This is a genomic window from Tissierella sp. (assembly GCF_052089545.1).
In the GTDB taxonomy this organism is placed as follows: domain Bacteria; phylum Bacillota; class Clostridia; order Tissierellales; family Tissierellaceae; genus Tissierella_A.
Genome location: NZ_JBQDAA010000027.1, coordinates 1 through 17,769 on the forward strand (window position 1 = coordinate 1; position 17,769 = coordinate 17,769).

Consider the following 17,769-nt stretch of genomic DNA (forward strand, 5'->3'; position numbering starts at 1 on the left):
AGATTATGTTTTCCTTTTAAGAGAAGTTTATCTATAGATAAAAGATTTATTTTTTTATCCATAGATATGATTATATTTCCATCTTCTAAAAAAATACCTTCATCTAGTTTATTGTTTACACTAAACCAAATAATATTTGATTTTATTTCATCTTTAAAACTTTTTACAATTTCATCATCATAGTTTAAAATAGTATAGTCTGACTTATCTTGATTTGTAAAAATTCTTTTTTTAGATTTTTTATAATTCTCAAAATTTCCATGCCAGTCTAGATGATCCGGACTTATATTTAATATAAGGCTTATCTTTGGCTTAAAATCAATAATATGTTCTAGTTGAAAACTACTTGTTTCTAAAATAAAAATATCCTCGTCTTTTGCCTCCACCATTTCTTTTATTATAGATCTACCTATATTACCACCTATAAATGTAGTATAGTTATTAGATTTAAATATCTCACCTGTAAGAGTTGTAGTTGTTGTTTTTCCATTTGTTCCTGTTATTGCTATAATGTTCTTAGCATTAGAAAGACTACTTCCTAATTCTATATCATTTGTTACTTTTATATTTTTATCTGCAGCTTGTAATAATAATCTATTGTCAGGTGGTATTCCTGGACTTTTTATTATTATATCAATATTACTTAAATCTAAAGTTTTCTCCCCTAAATATTTTTCCATAGGAATATCTTTAAGATCTTCTAATATCTCTTTTAAATCAGTTTCATCTTTTTCATCTCTTATAAAGATCTTAGCTCCTACTTTATATAAAACTTTAATAGTAGATATACCTGATATTCCAAGACCCATAACCAGTATATTTTTTCCCTTTAGATTCATCATATTCACCCCAATTTATTAGTTCAAAGCCAGTATTCCTACTAAGCAAAGTATTACCGTTACAGACCAAAATACCATAACAACCTTTGTTTCTTTCCAACCTTTATGTTCAAAATGATGATGTAATGGACTCATTAAGAACACTCTTTTGCCTGTAAACTTAAATGATAAAACTTGTATTATAACAGATAGTGCCTCTATAAAGTATATTCCTCCGACTATAGGTATTATAAGAGGGAGATTTAAAAGTATGGCAATAGCAGCCACAGCTCCCCCAAGTCCCATAGAACCAGTATCACCCATAAAAACCTTAGCAGGATAAGCATTGTGCATTAAAAATCCTAAGCATGCTCCAGCAAGAGCCGCTGAAAATATAGATATACTATCCATACCTAAATTCATAGATATTATTCCAAAAAAAGATAAAACTATTAAAGTTACTCCAGATGCTAGCCCATCAAGTCCATCGGTTAAATTTACACTATTTACAGTTCCTATTACTACAAAAGCAATAAAAGGAACATATAATACACCTAAATCTAAATATTGATTCTCTAAAAATGGAATTATAACTTGAGTTCCAAGTACTGAAGTATTGGATTGGTATGTGGCAAGTATTACTGCCACTATTACTTGGCCTATTATCTTTTGATATGGTTTTAGCCCCAAGTTATCTTTTTTAACTACTATTAAATAATCATCTATAAATCCAATAAGTCCAAATCCAAAAGTTGATAATAGTAGTACATACATATCTTTATTTAAAACTCCTGAACTAAATACAGTTATTAAAAGAGCTATAAATATAATGATCCCACCCATAGTTGGTGTTCCTGACTTGGAAAGATGAGACTGTGGTCCTTCTGCTCTTATGCTTTGCCCTATATTTAATCTCTTTAATAAAGGTATTATAAGTGGACCTAAAATTAAAGTTATTATAAATGACATTATAATACCTATAATTACCTGTTTATATTCTAACATCTGTTTTCTCCTCTCACGTATGTGTTTCTATAAAGATTTTATAGTGTTTAATACAATCTCTTTTTCATCAAATGGAAGTTTTTCACCATTTATTTCTATAAATTTTTCATGCCCTTTTCCTGCTAAAAGTATAATATCGTCTTTATCACAGGAATTTATTGCATATTCAATAGCTTTTTTTCTATCTTTTATTTCAATATAATTGCAATTAGTTTTTTTAATTCCTTTTATTATATCATTAATAATATTTAAAGGGTCTTCCGTTCTTGGATTATCTGAAGTTACGATAGCTAAATCCGAATGTCTTCCTGCCAACTCTCCCATTATAGATCTCTTTTCTTTATCTCTATCTCCACCAGCACCAAAAACAACTATAAGCCTTCCAATTGCAAATAATTTTATTTGCTTTAAAGTTTCCTCTAATCCATTGGGGGTGTGGGCAAAGTCAATTATCACATTTAAATTTTTATCATTTTCAATAAATTCAAGTCTTCCACTTATAGGTTTTATATTTTTTAAAGATGACTTTATAATTTCTAAATCTATGCCATATATTATACTACAACTAATAGCAGCCAGTGCATTATATAAATTAAATTTCCCAGGAAAATTTAATTCCATTTTTTCCTTTTTATTCAAAATATTGAGTGTAAATACTGTTTTATTTAAATAATATTCTATATCACTTGCTCTTATATGTGCCCTTTTTTCTATACCATAAGTTATAAAAGGTACTTTCAAGTTTTCTTTTGTTAATCTATCTCCATAACTATCATCTGCGTTTATTATGTTAAATTTATTTGTTTTTGAAAAAAGTTTTGATTTGCTATTAAAATAATTTTCCATAGTTTTATGATAATCTAAATGCTCTGGAGAAAGATTTGTAAATATCCCTATATTAAAATCAATATATCTTACTCTTCTTAAGTTTAAGGCATGAGAAGACACTTCCATTATAGAGTAATCTATATTAGCTTTTTCCATTTGTACTAGCTTTCTTTCTATCTCTAAAGAATCTGGAGTAGTATTTAAAAGCGGAAGTTTTTCATCTCCTATAACGGCTCCTATGGTTCCTATAAGACCTACTTTGTTTTTATTGTTTATAAATATATCTCTCAATATATAAGATGTAGTAGTCTTCCCATTTGTACCTGTAATTCCTATAAACTCCATTTGTCTCCAAGGTAAATTATAATACTTTCCTGCGAAATATGCTAATGCATCTAAAGAATTATGTACTTTTATTATAGTTATATCTTCCATGATTTCAATATCATCTTCTACAACTATGGCGCTAGCCCCTCTTTTTATTGCATCTTTTATAAAATTATGACCATCATACAAAGATCCTTTTTGAGCTATAAATAAATTATCTTTTTTAATATTTTTAGAATTATGTTCTATTCCTGTAATAGTTTTTTCTAAAGAACCATTTGTATTTACAACAGGATATAATCCTATAATATCTTTTAATTTCAATATTATCGCCCCCTAATAGAATAAAATTAATTATAAGGACTTTAAAGTCCTTATAATTTTATCTATTAGTTATTTAAATTCAATTATTATTTTAGTACCTTTTTTAACCTTTTCACCAGGCAGGGGCTTTTGACTAGCAACTTTACCTTCACCCTTTAGTTCGTATTTTAAATTCATCTCATCTAGTATTTTTATAGTCTCTTCTTTACTTTTACCCTCCAAAAATGGAATGCTTATTTCTTCATTTGGTTTAAAGTCAATATAAAGATCTACTATAGAGCCTTTTTTAACTTCTACTCCAGGTAATGGATATTGGTCTATAATAACTGATTCATTATTTAATTCTAAATATTCAGTAGTATGTTTTAATCCTATTTTACTAAGCGCTTTTCCTGCATCACCAATTTTTTTATTTCTAACATCTGGCACCTTCACAAGGTTTTCTATTTCTTCTTGCTCTTCTTTAGTAAATTTAGGTGGTATTTCAAGATAATTAAAAGTATCCTCTAGTATAGATTGTGCAACAGGTGCTGCTACAGATCCACCATAAAATGTACCACTGGGTTCATCTACTACAACAAGCATTGCTATTTTGGGGTCATCGACTGGAGCCACAGCTACAAATGATCCTATGTATTTACCTGGCTTATATACTCCGTCTATAATTTTTTGTGCTGTTCCTGTTTTACCACCAACTTTATAGCCTGGTATATATGCTTTTGAGCCTGAACCTTCACTTACTACTGTTTCCATAAGGCTAAGTAATTTTTTAGATGTTTCCTCTGACAATACTTTTCGTATAACTTCCGATTTAAAGCTTTCTATTACATCACCATCATCATTTAAAACCTCTTTTATAATCTTCGGTTCTAACAGGTCACCACCATTAGCAATAGCAGATATAGCAGTTACAAGTTGCATAGGTGTTACTGCTATATTATGACCATAAGATAATGTAGCCAAGTTTATTTCTTTTATATTTTCTATATTATTTGGAATAATACCAGGCTGTTCTCCAAGAAGATCAATATTTGTTTTGCCACCAAAACCAAATGCCTTAATATACTTATATAAATTTTCTTTACCAATCTGCCTACCCATTTGCACAAATGCAACGTTGCATGAATTGTTCATAGCTTCTCTAAATGTTTGATCCTTATGGGGATTGTACCATCTAGCACATTTTAATTTTCTTCCTTGTACCTCTATGGTTCCATTGCAATAATAGTTAGTATCTAGACTTGCTAAATTTTCTTCTAATGCAGCAGCTGCAGTTATAAGTTTAAATGTAGATCCAGGCTCATATACATCACTTACAATAGGGTTTCTCCAAAGATCAAACCATTTCTTTTGCAATTCTTCACTAGGAAGCTTTTCCCATTTCTTTTTTTCTCCTTCATCTATTGGTTCTCGAGGATTATTAGGATCAAAATCAGGCTTATTTGCCATAGCTAACACCTCTCCTGTATCAACATCCATCATAATAACTGATACATTTTTAGCCTTAGTATCTAAAAGTGCCTTTTCTGAAGCCTTTTCTGCAAAATGCTGAATAGTTTCATCTATAGTTAAAACTAAAGATGAACCATCTTCAGGTTCATGTATTTTCTCCCCTTCATATGGAAGTTGTCTATTTGCACCATCGGTCATTTTCATAAGCTTACCAGGAACGCCTGTTAAGTAATCATTATAAATATACTCTATTCCATCCAAACCTTTATTATCAATATCAGTAAACCCTAAAATATAAGATGCAAAATTTCCATTTGGATAATATCTTTTATTATCCTCCACTACAGTTATACCTCTTAGCTTTAGGTTTCTAAGCTCAATGGACTCTTCCCTTGAGATCCACTGTTTTATTTTTTGTGTACTTTGATTGGTAATTAATTTATTATAAACCTCTTTTTCTTCCAAATCTAAAACCTTCGATAAGGTTTTAGCTGTTCTTTCTATTTCTCCACCTTCTTTTACATCAGCTGGAGTTGCCCAAACTGTAAAAGAATTCACACTAATAGCAAGTTTTTTACCCATTCTATCATATATATTTCCTCTTTTAGGTCTAATAGAAATTGACTTTGTCCATTGCTCTAGAGCACCTGTCTTAAGCTCATGATTTTTATATATTTGGATATATCCAAGTCTTATTATAAGAGCTATTACTATTATAAAGGAAAATGTCAAGGTTATTTTTAGCCTTTTTTTCATATTTTGTTTTGATGATTTCAAAATTATACCCCCTAAATATGGCTAAAAATAAATTAAAAATATTCTAATTATCCTTCACTGTTTCTTTAGAACCATCTAGTGATAGATAAACTACTTGGTCTTTACTAGGATAATCCATACTTAATTTATACATAGCCTCTTCACTAATTTTTATAGAACTCTTAGCTTCTTCTAATTCTGACACCATAGAATTTTTTGTTTGTTCTAATTCGTTTTTTCTTCTTTCAAGATTTGTGATGTTCATTCTGATCTCTGAAATATTAGAATATCCTCTTAGTATAAATAAAGAAGTAATAGTCAACATAGTAGCAAAAAAGATACAAGATAATTTGAAAAGCATCTTTTGTTTTCTACGTCTTCTAATAGCCCTATTTTTCTTAATAATCTTTCTTTCTTCTTCTTTTTCATCATATAAGGGTTGTGCTTCATAATCATTTAATTCAGACTTGGCTACTAACAATTTATTCTCCCCCTTCATATTTTAGAACTTAAATCTTTTCTGCTACTCTAAGTTTTGCAGATCTAGATCTAGGATTTGCATCTATTTCTTTTTCCTGTGCTACTATTGGTTTTCTAGTAATTATTTTGATTTCTCTTTTTTTATCACATTTGCATATAGGTATTTCTGGTGGACATATACAGTCTTTAAATAAATATTTGAATTTATTTTTAACAATTCTATCTTCTAAAGAATGAAATGTTATAACTCCCAGTCTTCCTCCTGGCTTTAAAGCATCTATCATTTTATCAATAGAAGCTTTTAACACTTCTAGTTCAGCATTTACTTCTATTCTAATTGCTTGAAATGTTTTCCTTGCTGGATGAGCTCCTTCCATTCTCACTCTTTTGGGTATTGCTTTTTTAATTACATCCACTAGTCCTAAGGTTGTGTTTATAGGATGTGTTTTTCTTTCTTCTACTATAAATTCTGCTATTCTTTTTCCCCAGGATTCTTCACCGTAATTTAGAAAAATCTCTTCAAGTTCCTCTTGGGAGTATTTATTTACCACATCCCATGCTGAAAAGCCTTTACTCCTATCCATTCTCATATCCAAATCTGCATCATTATGATAAGAAAACCCTCTTGATGCTTCATCGAGTTGATAAGAGGAGACTCCTATATCTATAAATATCCCATCTACTTTTTCTATATTAAGTGTTCTAAGTATATTATCAATATTTTTATAATTATCATGAACAAATATAGTTTTATCATTATAATCTTTTAACACTTCTCTAGCTTTTTTTAATGCATCTTCATCTTGATCTATTCCAATTAACTTTCCCTTATCAAGTCTTTTAACTATTTCTATTGAATGACCTGCTCCTCCAAGTGTACCATCAACATATACTCCATCTTTTTTAATATTAAGCTTATCAATCACTGTATCTAGCATTATAGGTATATGATTAAATTTCATTAAATCACTCCAATTTATATTCCTAATTCTTGCATATTTTCGGCGATACTTTCATAACTCAAATTATCATCTTCTGTATATTCCTTCCAATTTGAACTGCTCCATATTTCTATTCTTGTAGATACTCCAATAATAACAGCATCTTTTTCTATGTCTGAATGCATTCTTAAATTAGGTGGGAGCAAAACCCTCCCCTGTTTGTCTAATGTACATTCACTTGCTCCTGCAAAGAAAAACCTTACAAAGGCTCTAGCATCTTTATTTGTAAGTGGTAAAGTTTTTAATTTGTTTTCAAATATTTCCCATTCTTCTTTGGGATATATAAAAAGACAAGAATCTAAGCCCTTGGTGATTACAAAATCTTCACCTAGGCTTTGTCTGAATTTAGATGGAATTGTTATTCTGCCCTTATTATCCAAAGTATGATTATACTCTCCAATAAACATTTTTCTCCACCTCAATTTTTTCTACCCACTTCACTCCACTTTAGACCACTATATCTTATATTCTATACTATTTTAGTGAATTATTCCACTCTTATATTGATTTTTTTACATCTTTTTCTTACAAATTTTTCATATTTAAAATTTATCTCTGCATTAAATAATAAAAAAGGATTCTTATCTAGATTAATCTAGATAAGAATCCTTTTTTAAATATTATTATAATTTACTGTTTTGCTTTCGTTTTTCATATAAGATATAAGAAGAAACAGCTATTATTACGATACTAATAAGTTGAGCCACTCTAATAGGTCCAAGCATCAAACTATCTGTTCGAAGTGCTTCTACAAAAAATCTTATGAAAGAGTAAAGTATTAAGTACCATAAAAACACGGCCCCATCTACATGTTCCTTGTTTCTACTATACCACATTAAAAATATGAAAACTCCAAAATTCCATATTGATTCATATAAAAAAGTAGGATGTACCTTTATTCCATCTACCATTATCCCCCAAGGAAGGTCAGTAGGTCCACCATGAGCTTCTTGGTTCGCGTAATTTCCCCATCTACCTATAGCTTGACCTAGTATAAGGCTAGGAGCTGCAGTATCTACTAATTTCCAAAACGAAATATTTCTTTTCCTAGTAAAGATTATAGTAGTCACAACAGCACCTATAAGTACTCCATGTATTGCCAGGCCTCCACTTCTTAAATTTAAAGCCTGTATAGGATTATCTTTATATAAATCCCAACTAAATATTACATAATACGCTCTTGCCCCTATTATCGAAATAGGTATAGCATATAATAAAAGATCTAAAAGATCATTCTCTTTTATACCGTTTAACTTAGCTTGTCTTAAAGCTATAACTGTACCTAAAAAAACAGCACTAGCAATAAATATACCATACCATCTAATAGGTAGTCCAAATATTTCAAATGCTATTGGATTCATTAAATCGCCCCTTATATTTATATTAATAGAGTAAAGTATAACATATTCTTTAAAAACTACCAAATTATATATAAATACCTTTAAACTTTAAATAAAGCTCATATATATGAGCTTTATTTAAAGTTTCTATCTAATATTTTATTTATATCTAAAACAAAATCATCGTAAGATTTACCCTTCAACAATTCTGATAATATATCTTCTATCTCATTAAATGTTTTCTCATCTTCCGCTATTTTTACATCTTTTATAAGATCATCATTTTCTTTAACAACTTTTTCTATAGTCTCACGAGTCTCATCAGTCAAATTCTGATCATAGGAAATGATAACTGAAACTATAGCAGTATCATTAAATATGAGTGTTGTAGCTCCATCTATTCCAAATAGTTCGACCACGAGATCTGATATTTTTTCAGATCTTTCCAAAATATCCTTATCAGATGCCTCAACTGATAGTAATGAATCTTTATTTTCAGTTTCAGATTTGTTTGTATTTTCGTCTACACAACTTATTGTTAAAATAGAACTAATTATTAAAAGCAATAATATATTTTTTTTCATAAAATCAATCCTCCTATATATAGCTTTTCATATTTAGGAAAATTTATAACCAAAAAGTATTATTACTTTTTATTTAATAATTCTTTAATTATTTTAACACCAGAGCTTGTTCCGAGTCTTGTTGCACCATTTTCAATCATATTTTTTGCTGATTCTATGTCTCTTACTCCACCTGAAGCTTTAACTTCAAGCTTATCCTCTACTATAGATTTCATAAGTTTTACATCTTCAGAAGTTGCTCCTCCACTACTAAATCCAGTGGAAGTTTTTACGAAATCTGCACCTGCCTTTTTTGATAATTGACAGGCTTTTATTTTTTCTTCGTGATTTAAGAGTGAAGTTTCAATTATAACCTTTACTAATTTATTTTTCCCTGCCGCTCCAACTACCTCTTCTATATCTTTTTTTACAATATCAAAGTCTTTATTTTTCAAAGATCCAATATTTATCACCATATCAATCTCATCAGCACCATTTGTTATTGCATTTTTAGTTTCAAACACTTTTGCCTCAGTAGTATTTGCACCTAGTGGAAAGCCAATTACAGTTGCAATCTTTACATCTGTATCCTTTAATAAATCTTTACAATACTTTACATAAAACGGGTTTATACAAACTGCTTTAAACTTATATTTTTTTGCTTCACTGCACAAGTTTTTTATTTCGGCTCTTGTAGCTTCAGGTTTTAATAATGTATGGTCTATCATTAAAGCAATATTATCCATATTATCTTTTTCCTCCTAGCTATAAATAAAACTTGCATCAGAAAATATCTGATGCATAGTTAAGTATATATGATATTATAGTTGGAAACTACTTTACAAGTTCAACAAGTTCACGATTTTTTACCCCACATGCATTTCCTTCTTCAACATCTACATGCATTTCTAGTGCATAGCTATCGCTTACTCTAACTAATACCTCATCAAATGTTAATCCTCTTGGTCCTTCTATCTTAATCTTTACAACATCTTTGTCAGCTACTCCTAAATCTTTTGCATCTTTAGTATTCATATGAATATGTCTAGCTGCGACTATTACACCTTCATTTATTGTAGTCTCACCTTTTGGTCCTACAAGTTTTACTCCAGGAGTATCTTTTATTTCACCTGAATTTCTTATTTCAGGTTTTATTCCTAATTTAAAAGCATCACTTACAGAAAGCTCAAATTGTGTAACTGGTCTAACAGGACCTAATATTCTTATTCCCTTTAGTTCCCCTTTTGGACCTACTGCATCCACCTTTTCTTCACACGCATATTGTCCTGGTTGTGATAAGTCTTTAAGCTTTGTAAGTTCATATCCTTCACCAAATAATTTTTCTAAGTCTTCTTGGCTTACATGTATATGTTTGTTTGATAATGCTATTGGTAATGTTTTTTTCATAAAATCCCCCTATATTTATTATTTTACACTTTATTATTATATATCTATTTTTATAAAAATCAAACTTCAATTCAAAGTTAACTTATCTTTGAATATGGAATTTATTTAACTTTTTAAAGTTTTTCCCTATATCTTTTAATTCCTGATTTATTGTATCGTTACTTTTTACCGGCTTTTTATCTGTGTTTGAAATAAAATAGTTCCCCATATGTTCTACATTCAAAGCTTTAAAAAAGAAATCTAAAATTGGAGTAAGACCTCTAAACTGATCAAATGTAAAAGGGGCTCCTCCCACACCTATACAGATTCCTTTCCTATCTTCATTTCTTTTATAATTCTGTCCATGAGAATATTTTAAAGACCAATATTTTTGGCATCTATCTATTATGTTTTTAGTTAGTCCATTAAAAGAATTAAAGTACAAGGGCGCAGCTAATATGATTATATCCGCACTATCAAATTCTTTATAAAGTATTTTCATATCATCTTCATGTATACAGTCTTCTTTATGACCACAATAATCACATCCTGTACAATGATTAATATTTAACTTTCCTAAATAAATTTTTTGTACTTGGAATTCCTTCTTATCCATGTTTTCCAGAATTAGATCTAGTGCCTTATTGGTATTTTTATTTTTCCTTGGGCTTCCCATAAGTCCTATTACTTTCTTCATAAAATCACCTATATCCTAGTACTTTTATTTAAAGTCTTAATTATAGTATATATTAAAAAAGAATGAATTGGCAACATTATAAGCGCCGCTATAATTCTTGGTTGAATAACAATACTAAAAGGATTCCCATAAAGTTGAGATAACCATACAGTATTTAATATAAGTGAACTTCCCATAACTACTGGAAGTACAGCTAAAAACACTCTTCCAAATGTAAATGTTTTCCCCTTTTTAGCATGTTTTACATAATAAATTGCTATAAGCCCAGGTATTATACCTTCCAAAGCAGAAGTTAATGTAAAGCCTAAATGAGGAGTACCACGGGCACTTATTAAAATCCCAACTATATCCGCAACCGCTCCAGTAATACCACCTATCCACGGCCCAAATAACAGTCCTGATAACATTATAGGAATATTTCCAAAACCTATTCTTATAATTTCTAAATAGTCAAATCCAAATAGTCTTGTTAAAACTATAGATATTGCTGCTAAAAAAGCTCCTTTTACTAAGTTCTGTGCACTGATGCTTTTTCTTCCATATTTCATCATAAAAACCCCCTTCTTTTGCTAGTGACAGTTCGTCCTAAAAGAAAAGAGCTTTCTAAAGGACAGCGGATGCAATAAAAGGGCGCAGAAATATTCTTCGTTTAAGGGCAACTTCCCATCCCATAACACTTAACGCCTTCTATCTACTCTGTCTTCTAACATTCTCTAAACATTATATCATACATTCTAAATAAATGGAGACCTATCTTTCATTATTATATGCTCTGAAAACTTATATGCCGATAATACTATAGCTATTATAAGAGTTGATAATGACATAATTTTATAATATATTTTATAGCTTACAGCATAAGAAAATATATAAAATATAATAGAAATAGTATAAATTTTTATAATTCTATTTTTATTTATAACTTTCATTTGGTCTTTTATATTATCTCTATTTTCTAAAAATCTGTCTATTATATAGTCTTCTATTTCATTATTCTTCGGATATAGATCCATTTTTTTTGACATACTTATTATGTTTTCTAAATCATATGTTAATATATTTGTAAATTCTTTAATTTCTTTTGTAAAAAAAGTATTAGTTACTATTATTCCATTATTCAAGTTAGTGTTTTGTATTTCTTTTAAAAAAGGATTAATCTCTCTTATAGTAACTTTATCTTCATTTTCTAGTTTAAAGCATTTTATTTTATAAATTTCATCTTCACTTTTAAAGATTAAATCTATAGGAAACTCTCCACATTCTAGCTCAGTATCATAATATTTTTCAAATAGTGTTTTTATATAATTTATAAAAGCCTCACTGCTCAAACTATATAGTTCTTTTAAAAATTTTTCTCTTTTTAATTCTTCTTTTATTATATTTGTTTTTTTAATATTACGTCTTTTATATATATTATAAAGGCTTACTAATAAAAAATACGAAGTTATAGTTGTCATGAAAAAAGATAATATAAATTTATTTGTTTTAAAATATAAGACTGTTATCATTAAAATATAAAATATAATAATAAATAATATTCTATCCACTAAAGATGCTCTATAAGTTTTGCCTTTACGTATTTGTTTAGAATAAAAGTTCTTTAATATTCTTTTTCTATTATTTATTATTGAATATTTTTTAAGCTTTTTTACTAATCTCCTCATGTCCAATCCTATCCTTTCTTAAATATAAATAGCTCATTACTTGTAGTATTGCCAAATATATTAAAAAAGATATCATAATATTTGTAGCCATCCCAAAGAAAAAGTTTTCCGGAAGCATTTGTATCATAAGATCAGTCTTTGGATTTAATATCCATAAATCATTTGTAAAAAATATATGATGAAAATAAGTAAAATATTTATTGAAGTCCTGATATGCTAAAACCCCTATAAGAAATAACAGTATATGATTTACAAAAAGCCCATACAAAAAAGTTTTTGCAAGAAGTTTAATTTTTTTATTCTTTATAAAATACAAAAAGCAAAATATAACAATAGCTATACCAAAATATTTAATAGTTCTTGCTAAGTCGAATAAATCTTGCACATCTTCCATATGTAAAATTTCTTTTTCATTAAAATGAGGTCTTAATAAATCATTTTTGCCACCCTTTAAATATAATATTAAATTATCAGTAATATCTTCTAATTGTTCAATATTCTTACCAGTGAAATTTTCAGTCTCATTTTCTTCATATTTTTTCATAAAATAATCTTTATCATATGCATTTTGCTCTATACTAAAGACTAAAAGTGTTAAAGATATTGATACTATCATTAAAAATATAACAGTTTTTTTCATGCTTATCCCCTTTATAAAACTATTTTCATATCAAAATAGGATGAAGATATCTTCATCCTATACCATAAGCTTTTCTAACCTTCCTAATTCCTTTATGGGAAAATATTTTAAAAGCTCTTTAAATTGTTCTACTGATAAACCTCTAACACTAGTATAAATATCTATTTTACCCTCAAGATCTGCTTCTTTAAATCTTGAAAGTATATGGTCAAAGTTTTCTTTATCTTCCATTTAAATTTCCTCCTATTAGATAATTATTTCTTCTCTACTATTATGTGAATTTAAATGTTATTTATACCATGTTAAAATTACTAGTTTTCCCAATTGTGATGCACTTCTTGAATATCATCATTGTCTTCGAGCATATCTACTAATTTTCCCATGTTTTTTTCATCTTCTTCGTTTAAGGAAATTGTAGTTTGAGGAATAAAACTTATTTCAGCCATTGCAAATTTGTAACCTTCTTTTTCAAGTCCTTCTTTTACATGATTAAATTGTCCAGGTTCTGTAATTATTTCATAACCATCTTCAGAAACTTCAAAATCCTCTGCATCCAGTTCTATAGAAAGCATAGTAAGTTCGTCTTCATCTATAGAATCATCTCTTTCGATAGCTATTACCCCTTTTCTATCAAACATAAAGGTAACTGATCCTGCTTGACCTAAGTTTCCTTCAAATTTATCGAAAATATGTCTGACATCTGCTGCAGTTCTATTTCTATTATCTGTCAGACAATTAGTAAATACGGCAACTCCTCCTGGTCCATATCCTTCATAGACAATTTCCTCAAAATCATCTAAGCCACCTTCTCCAGAACCTTTTTTAATAGCTCTTTCAATATTATCATTTGGCATATTTTCAGCTTTTGCTTTATCTATAGCTGCCTTTAATGATGGATTGTACTCTGGATCTGGACCACCTTCTTTTGCTGCTACCATTATATATCTACCTAGTTTTGTAAAGATTTTGCCTCGTTTAGCATCTTCCTTACCTTTTTTATTTTTTATATTACTCCATTTGGAATGTCCTGCCATTTATTTCACTCTCCTTAGAATTTACAATTTATATTTTAACATAGATAGAGGAAATTTTCATATCTTTATTTTCATGTTCTGAATATCTATTTAATCTTATGGTGAAGTTATAAATATAAGGTTATTTAAACTTTATTATAAAAGGAGGCTATATGAAAAAGCTTAAACTAAAACTTATTTTTATAGGTATTCTGGCAGGACTTATAAACGGCTTCTTTGGATCAGGAGGAGGGATTATAGTAGTTATAGGACTAGTACATTTGGTAAAGCTTCCAGATTATAAGTCTCATGCTACAGCCCTATCTATTATACTTCCACTATCTATAATAAGCACAGTCATATATTTGTTTAATAATAAAATTCCCTATAAAATTACTATGTTTGCAATGTTGGGTGCCGGGGCAGGTAGTTTTATAGGAGCAAAGATTTTAAATAAAATTCCTATTTATATTTTAAGAAAAATTTTTGGAGCAGTCATAATATACAGTGCAGTAAGGATGTTTAAAGGATGAAAATAATAATAATAGGTTTTTTATCTGGAATAATAAGCGGCATGGGAATAGGAGGGGGAACTTTACTTATACCTTCTTTAGTTTTACTAATAGGTTTATCACAAATTCAGGCACAAGGTGTAAATTTAATAACTTTTATACCAGTAGCTATCATTGCAATATCAACCCATAAAAAAAATGGTAATATTGAATTTAAATACACTAAAACTGTAGCTCTTAGTGGAATATTAAGTGCTATAATAGCATCAACAATAGCAGTAAAAATTTCACCAAATATTTTAAAAAAATATTTTAGTGTATTTTTGTTGACAATGGGTTTGTTTGAGTTTTTTAAAAAAGAGTAATGGATTATAATCCACTACTCTTCCCTTTTGAGTGTTGCATAAATACAATCATCTATTAAATATTTAAAACCTAGACTACTTGCCTTTTCTATTACCTTTTCATTATAAGTTCCTGGTTGAAAGAAAATATACTCTATATTTGATGCTTTTGCTTCATCTAATATATTCATACCTATTTTTGGTGAAACAACCATATCAAGTACATCTATCATTTCTGGGATCTCAATTATTGAGGAATATATTTTTTCACCTTCTATTTCTTCATAGTTAGGGCTTATACCATAGGTCTCATAATTGTGTTCTTTCAACTTTTTCCAAATTTTATATCCCCATCTATCCTTTTTTTGACTAACTCCTATTACTGCCCACTTTTTCTTTTCTAACATTTCTTGTTTAATTTTTGTAAAATCCATAATATCACCTCACAACATACTATACCCTTTATCTTAGTTTTGAATATTAAACTATTATTCTTCCTTTATCTATAGGTAAATGGACTTGTTTAATCTTTTTTATTATTGCATCTCCATTTGTAAAATCCATAATATCACTTATAAAATTATCTTCTCTTCTTTTTTCTATATATAAGTTTATATTTACATTCGTATCAAATTTTGTATCTTTTATGGGATGTTTTTTATTTAAGAGATAGTTTTCTATTTGTCCATAAGAATTATAGTCTATTTTAATTAAATATTCTTCAAATAGTGTCATCTCTATAATCTTACCAGCTTCAAGTGCCGATTTTCCGCTTTGAGTATAGGCCCTTATAAGACCTCCACCCCCTAGTTTTATACCACCAAAATATCTCGTACTTACTATAACGGTATTTCTTAGGTCTTCCTTTTTCATAAGTTCTAAGATAGGTACTCCAGCAGTTCCTGATGGTTCCCCATCATCACTAAATCTTTGAATATTAGATGTTTCGCCTATCACATAAGCATATACATTGTGAGTAGCATCTTTATATTTGTTTTTTATTTTATCAATAAATTCTAAAGCTTCCTCCTCAGAATTTACTTGTTTTGACGAACCAATAAATTTTGATTTATTTATAACTATTTCCTTTTCCCCATATGATAATACTGTTCTATAATTTGACTTCATAAATAATCTTCCTTTCAATCACCCTTCATTAAATTATATATTCACTATATTTCTCCATATCTATTTCATTAATAGTTAACTTTAAATAAGAACCATCTGATTTATGTTCTAGATCTATTATATTATAGTTTTCCATAAAATAATTTAATATATTGTGTTTATCATAAGGAAACTTAAGAGTCACTTCTTTATATTTAAAGGGAAGTTTTTCTTCTACTAATTCCATAAGTTTTAAAAGATTTTTTTCTTCTTTAGCCGATATAAATATCTTGTCTTCTATAAGATTGTCTTCATAAAATATATCTGTTATATCTACTTTATCCATTTTATTAAATACTGTTATGATGGGTTTGTCTAAAACATCCAAGCTTTTTAAGATATCCAATGTTGTTTTTATTTGGATATCTAAATCTTCGTTTGATACATCCACTACATGTAATAATAAGTCTGCATATCTTGTCTCTTCTAAGGTACCTTTAAAAGCTTCAATCAAATTTGTTGGAAGTTTTGATACAAAACCTACAGTATCTGTTATTAAATAATTTTGTCCATTTGGAAGTTTTGCTTTTCTAAGAGAAGTATCTAAGGTTGCAAATAACATATCCTTTACATATACATCTTTTAAATCAACTTCATTGTCATATAATCTTGTAAGTTTATTTAAAAGAGTAGATTTCCCTGAGTTTGTATAACCTACCAATCCAATTATTGGGATATTTGAATCTAGCCTTTGTTTTCTTTGAATATCTCTATTAGATTCCGTTTCTTTTATTTGTTTTTCAATATTATTTACTTCTCTTAGTATGTGCCTTCTATCAGTTTCAAGCTTTTGCTCTCCGGGTCCTCTGGTACCTATCCCTCCACCTTCTCTTGATAAGTAGTCTCTAAATCCCACAAGTCTTGGAAGCCTATATTTAAGCTGCGCAAGTTTTACTTGAAGCTTTCCCTCTTTCGAAGTTGCTCTTTCAGCAAATATATCAAGTATTAAACTTGTTCGATCAATTATTTTTTTTCCTATTAACTCTTCTAAATTTCTTAGTTGAGCCCCTGAAAGCTCATCATCAAAAACAACAGAATCTATATTCAACTCTTCAGAATATGTCTTTATTTCTTCTGCCTTGCCTTTTCCAATAAAAAGTGCAGAATTAATAGCATCTTTTCTCTGAACTATTCTAGCTTCTACTGTTCCTCCAGCTGCTTTTACTAGCTCTTCTAACTCATCGAGAGAATCTTCTATATCTATATCATCCTTATCTAATTCTAAACCTACTATGATAGTTTTTTCTTTTATATTTGTTTCTTTTTTCAACATACCACCATCCTTCTTATTCATTTATGACTATTATACCATTTATTGGAGATATTAACTAATAGATGTAAGTTCTATTATTCTATACAATTCCCTAAAAGTTTAATCATTATTTAGAAATATTAAGTTTATTAACAATTTATTACCATTGTGATATAATATGATTATTCTATATTTTAATA

General features: G+C 28.6%; 22 protein-coding genes and 1 riboswitch. Of the genes, 2 read left to right on the plus strand and 20 right to left on the minus strand.

What is annotated here, in order from left to right; translation table 11 throughout:
- The 17 genes from murD to ACTHW2_RS03755 form a co-directional block, all read right to left on the minus strand.
- Positions 1–839 (minus strand): UDP-N-acetylmuramoyl-L-alanine--D-glutamate ligase (gene murD, locus ACTHW2_RS03675; RefSeq protein ID WP_442262380.1); only part of this gene is annotated, 839 nt, incomplete at its 3' end.
- A gap of 18 nt (positions 840–857) precedes the next feature.
- Positions 858–1,823: a phospho-N-acetylmuramoyl-pentapeptide-transferase gene (gene mraY, locus ACTHW2_RS03680; RefSeq protein ID WP_442262381.1), complete on the minus strand. Its 966-nt coding sequence runs from the start codon at positions 1,821–1,823 to the stop codon at positions 858–860.
- Positions 1,824–1,850: 27 nt separating this feature from the next.
- Positions 1,851–3,302, minus strand: coding sequence for a UDP-N-acetylmuramoyl-L-alanyl-D-glutamate--2,6-diaminopimelate ligase (locus ACTHW2_RS03685; RefSeq protein WP_442262382.1), 1,452 nt, complete (start codon positions 3,300–3,302; stop codon positions 1,851–1,853).
- A gap of 69 nt (positions 3,303–3,371) precedes the next feature.
- On the minus strand, positions 3,372–5,531 hold the full coding sequence (locus ACTHW2_RS03690; RefSeq protein WP_442262383.1) for a penicillin-binding transpeptidase domain-containing protein: 2,160 nt from the start codon (positions 5,529–5,531) through the stop codon (positions 3,372–3,374).
- Between the two features lie 43 nt (positions 5,532–5,574).
- Positions 5,575–5,991, minus strand: a complete 417-nt coding sequence (locus ACTHW2_RS03695; protein ID WP_442262384.1) for a hypothetical protein — start codon at positions 5,989–5,991, stop codon at positions 5,575–5,577.
- Positions 5,992–6,019: 28 nt separating this feature from the next.
- Positions 6,020–6,952, minus strand: a complete 933-nt coding sequence (gene rsmH / locus ACTHW2_RS03700) for a 16S rRNA (cytosine(1402)-N(4))-methyltransferase RsmH (protein WP_442262385.1) — start codon at positions 6,950–6,952, stop codon at positions 6,020–6,022.
- A 14-nt stretch (positions 6,953–6,966) separates the two neighbouring features.
- The gene (gene mraZ, locus ACTHW2_RS03705) at positions 6,967–7,398 is read right to left on the minus strand and encodes a division/cell wall cluster transcriptional repressor MraZ (protein WP_442262386.1); all 432 of its coding nucleotides are present in this window, start codon (positions 7,396–7,398) and stop codon (positions 6,967–6,969) included.
- Between the two features lie 216 nt (positions 7,399–7,614).
- Complete coding sequence (gene lgt / locus ACTHW2_RS03710; protein ID WP_442262387.1) at positions 7,615–8,352, minus strand: prolipoprotein diacylglyceryl transferase; 738 nt, start codon at positions 8,350–8,352, stop codon at positions 7,615–7,617.
- A 113-nt stretch (positions 8,353–8,465) separates the two neighbouring features.
- On the minus strand, positions 8,466–8,915 hold the full coding sequence (locus ACTHW2_RS03715; protein ID WP_442262388.1) for a YhcN/YlaJ family sporulation lipoprotein: 450 nt from the start codon (positions 8,913–8,915) through the stop codon (positions 8,466–8,468).
- Positions 8,916–8,977: 62 nt separating this feature from the next.
- Complete coding sequence (gene deoC / locus ACTHW2_RS03720; RefSeq protein WP_442262389.1) at positions 8,978–9,640, minus strand: deoxyribose-phosphate aldolase; 663 nt, start codon at positions 9,638–9,640, stop codon at positions 8,978–8,980.
- Between the two features lie 88 nt (positions 9,641–9,728).
- Entirely contained in the window at positions 9,729–10,301 is a 573-nt protein-coding gene (pduL, locus tag ACTHW2_RS03725) for a phosphate propanoyltransferase (RefSeq protein ID WP_442262390.1), read from the minus strand.
- An 82-nt stretch (positions 10,302–10,383) separates the two neighbouring features.
- On the minus strand, positions 10,384–10,977 hold the full coding sequence (locus tag ACTHW2_RS03730; protein ID WP_442262391.1) for a flavodoxin family protein: 594 nt from the start codon (positions 10,975–10,977) through the stop codon (positions 10,384–10,386).
- Positions 10,978–10,985: 8 nt separating this feature from the next.
- Positions 10,986–11,525 (minus strand): folate family ECF transporter S component, encoded by a 540-nt coding sequence (locus ACTHW2_RS03735; RefSeq protein WP_442262392.1) that lies wholly within the window; start codon positions 11,523–11,525, stop codon positions 10,986–10,988.
- A 61-nt stretch (positions 11,526–11,586) separates the two neighbouring features.
- Positions 11,587–11,678: riboswitch (THF riboswitch) on the minus strand.
- 33 nt (positions 11,679–11,711) lie between these two features.
- Complete coding sequence (locus ACTHW2_RS03740) at positions 11,712–12,641, minus strand: hypothetical protein (protein WP_442262393.1); 930 nt, start codon at positions 12,639–12,641, stop codon at positions 11,712–11,714.
- Positions 12,616–13,281 carry a TIGR01906 family membrane protein gene (locus tag ACTHW2_RS03745; protein ID WP_442262394.1) on the minus strand — a complete coding sequence of 222 codons (666 nt, stop codon included), beginning with the start codon at positions 13,279–13,281 and terminating at the stop codon, positions 12,616–12,618. Before ACTHW2_RS03745 ends, ACTHW2_RS03740 begins: the two co-directional genes overlap by 26 nt.
- A gap of 57 nt (positions 13,282–13,338) precedes the next feature.
- Positions 13,339–13,512 carry a hypothetical protein gene (locus ACTHW2_RS03750; RefSeq protein ID WP_442262395.1) on the minus strand — a complete coding sequence of 58 codons (174 nt, stop codon included), beginning with the start codon at positions 13,510–13,512 and terminating at the stop codon, positions 13,339–13,341.
- A gap of 80 nt (positions 13,513–13,592) precedes the next feature.
- Positions 13,593–14,315 (minus strand): YebC/PmpR family DNA-binding transcriptional regulator, encoded by a 723-nt coding sequence (locus ACTHW2_RS03755; RefSeq protein WP_442262396.1) that lies wholly within the window; start codon positions 14,313–14,315, stop codon positions 13,593–13,595.
- A gap of 152 nt (positions 14,316–14,467) precedes the next feature.
- Between ACTHW2_RS03755 and ACTHW2_RS03760 the strand changes: the two genes are divergently transcribed.
- Together ACTHW2_RS03760 and ACTHW2_RS03765 are read left to right on the plus strand one after the other, a co-directional pair.
- Positions 14,468–14,827, plus strand: coding sequence for a TSUP family transporter (locus ACTHW2_RS03760; RefSeq protein ID WP_442262397.1), 360 nt, complete (start codon positions 14,468–14,470; stop codon positions 14,825–14,827).
- Complete coding sequence (locus tag ACTHW2_RS03765; protein ID WP_442262398.1) at positions 14,824–15,171, plus strand: TSUP family transporter; 348 nt, start codon at positions 14,824–14,826, stop codon at positions 15,169–15,171. The genes ACTHW2_RS03760 and ACTHW2_RS03765 overlap by 4 nt, the downstream gene beginning before the upstream one ends.
- Before the next feature lie 14 nt (positions 15,172–15,185).
- On the opposite strand, the gene ACTHW2_RS03770 is transcribed toward ACTHW2_RS03765, so the two are convergent.
- From ACTHW2_RS03770 to hflX, 3 genes are read right to left on the minus strand one after another with little or no spacing between them, the layout of a single operon-like run.
- Positions 15,186–15,584, minus strand: a complete 399-nt coding sequence (locus ACTHW2_RS03770) for a CoA-binding protein (RefSeq protein ID WP_442262399.1) — start codon at positions 15,582–15,584, stop codon at positions 15,186–15,188.
- A 46-nt stretch (positions 15,585–15,630) separates the two neighbouring features.
- The gene (locus tag ACTHW2_RS03775) at positions 15,631–16,278 is read right to left on the minus strand and encodes a YigZ family protein (protein WP_442262400.1); all 648 of its coding nucleotides are present in this window, start codon (positions 16,276–16,278) and stop codon (positions 15,631–15,633) included.
- A 28-nt stretch (positions 16,279–16,306) separates the two neighbouring features.
- Positions 16,307–17,611, minus strand: coding sequence for a GTPase HflX (hflX, locus tag ACTHW2_RS03780; protein WP_442262401.1), 1,305 nt, complete (start codon positions 17,609–17,611; stop codon positions 16,307–16,309).
- Positions 17,612–17,769: the final 158 nt, after the last annotated feature.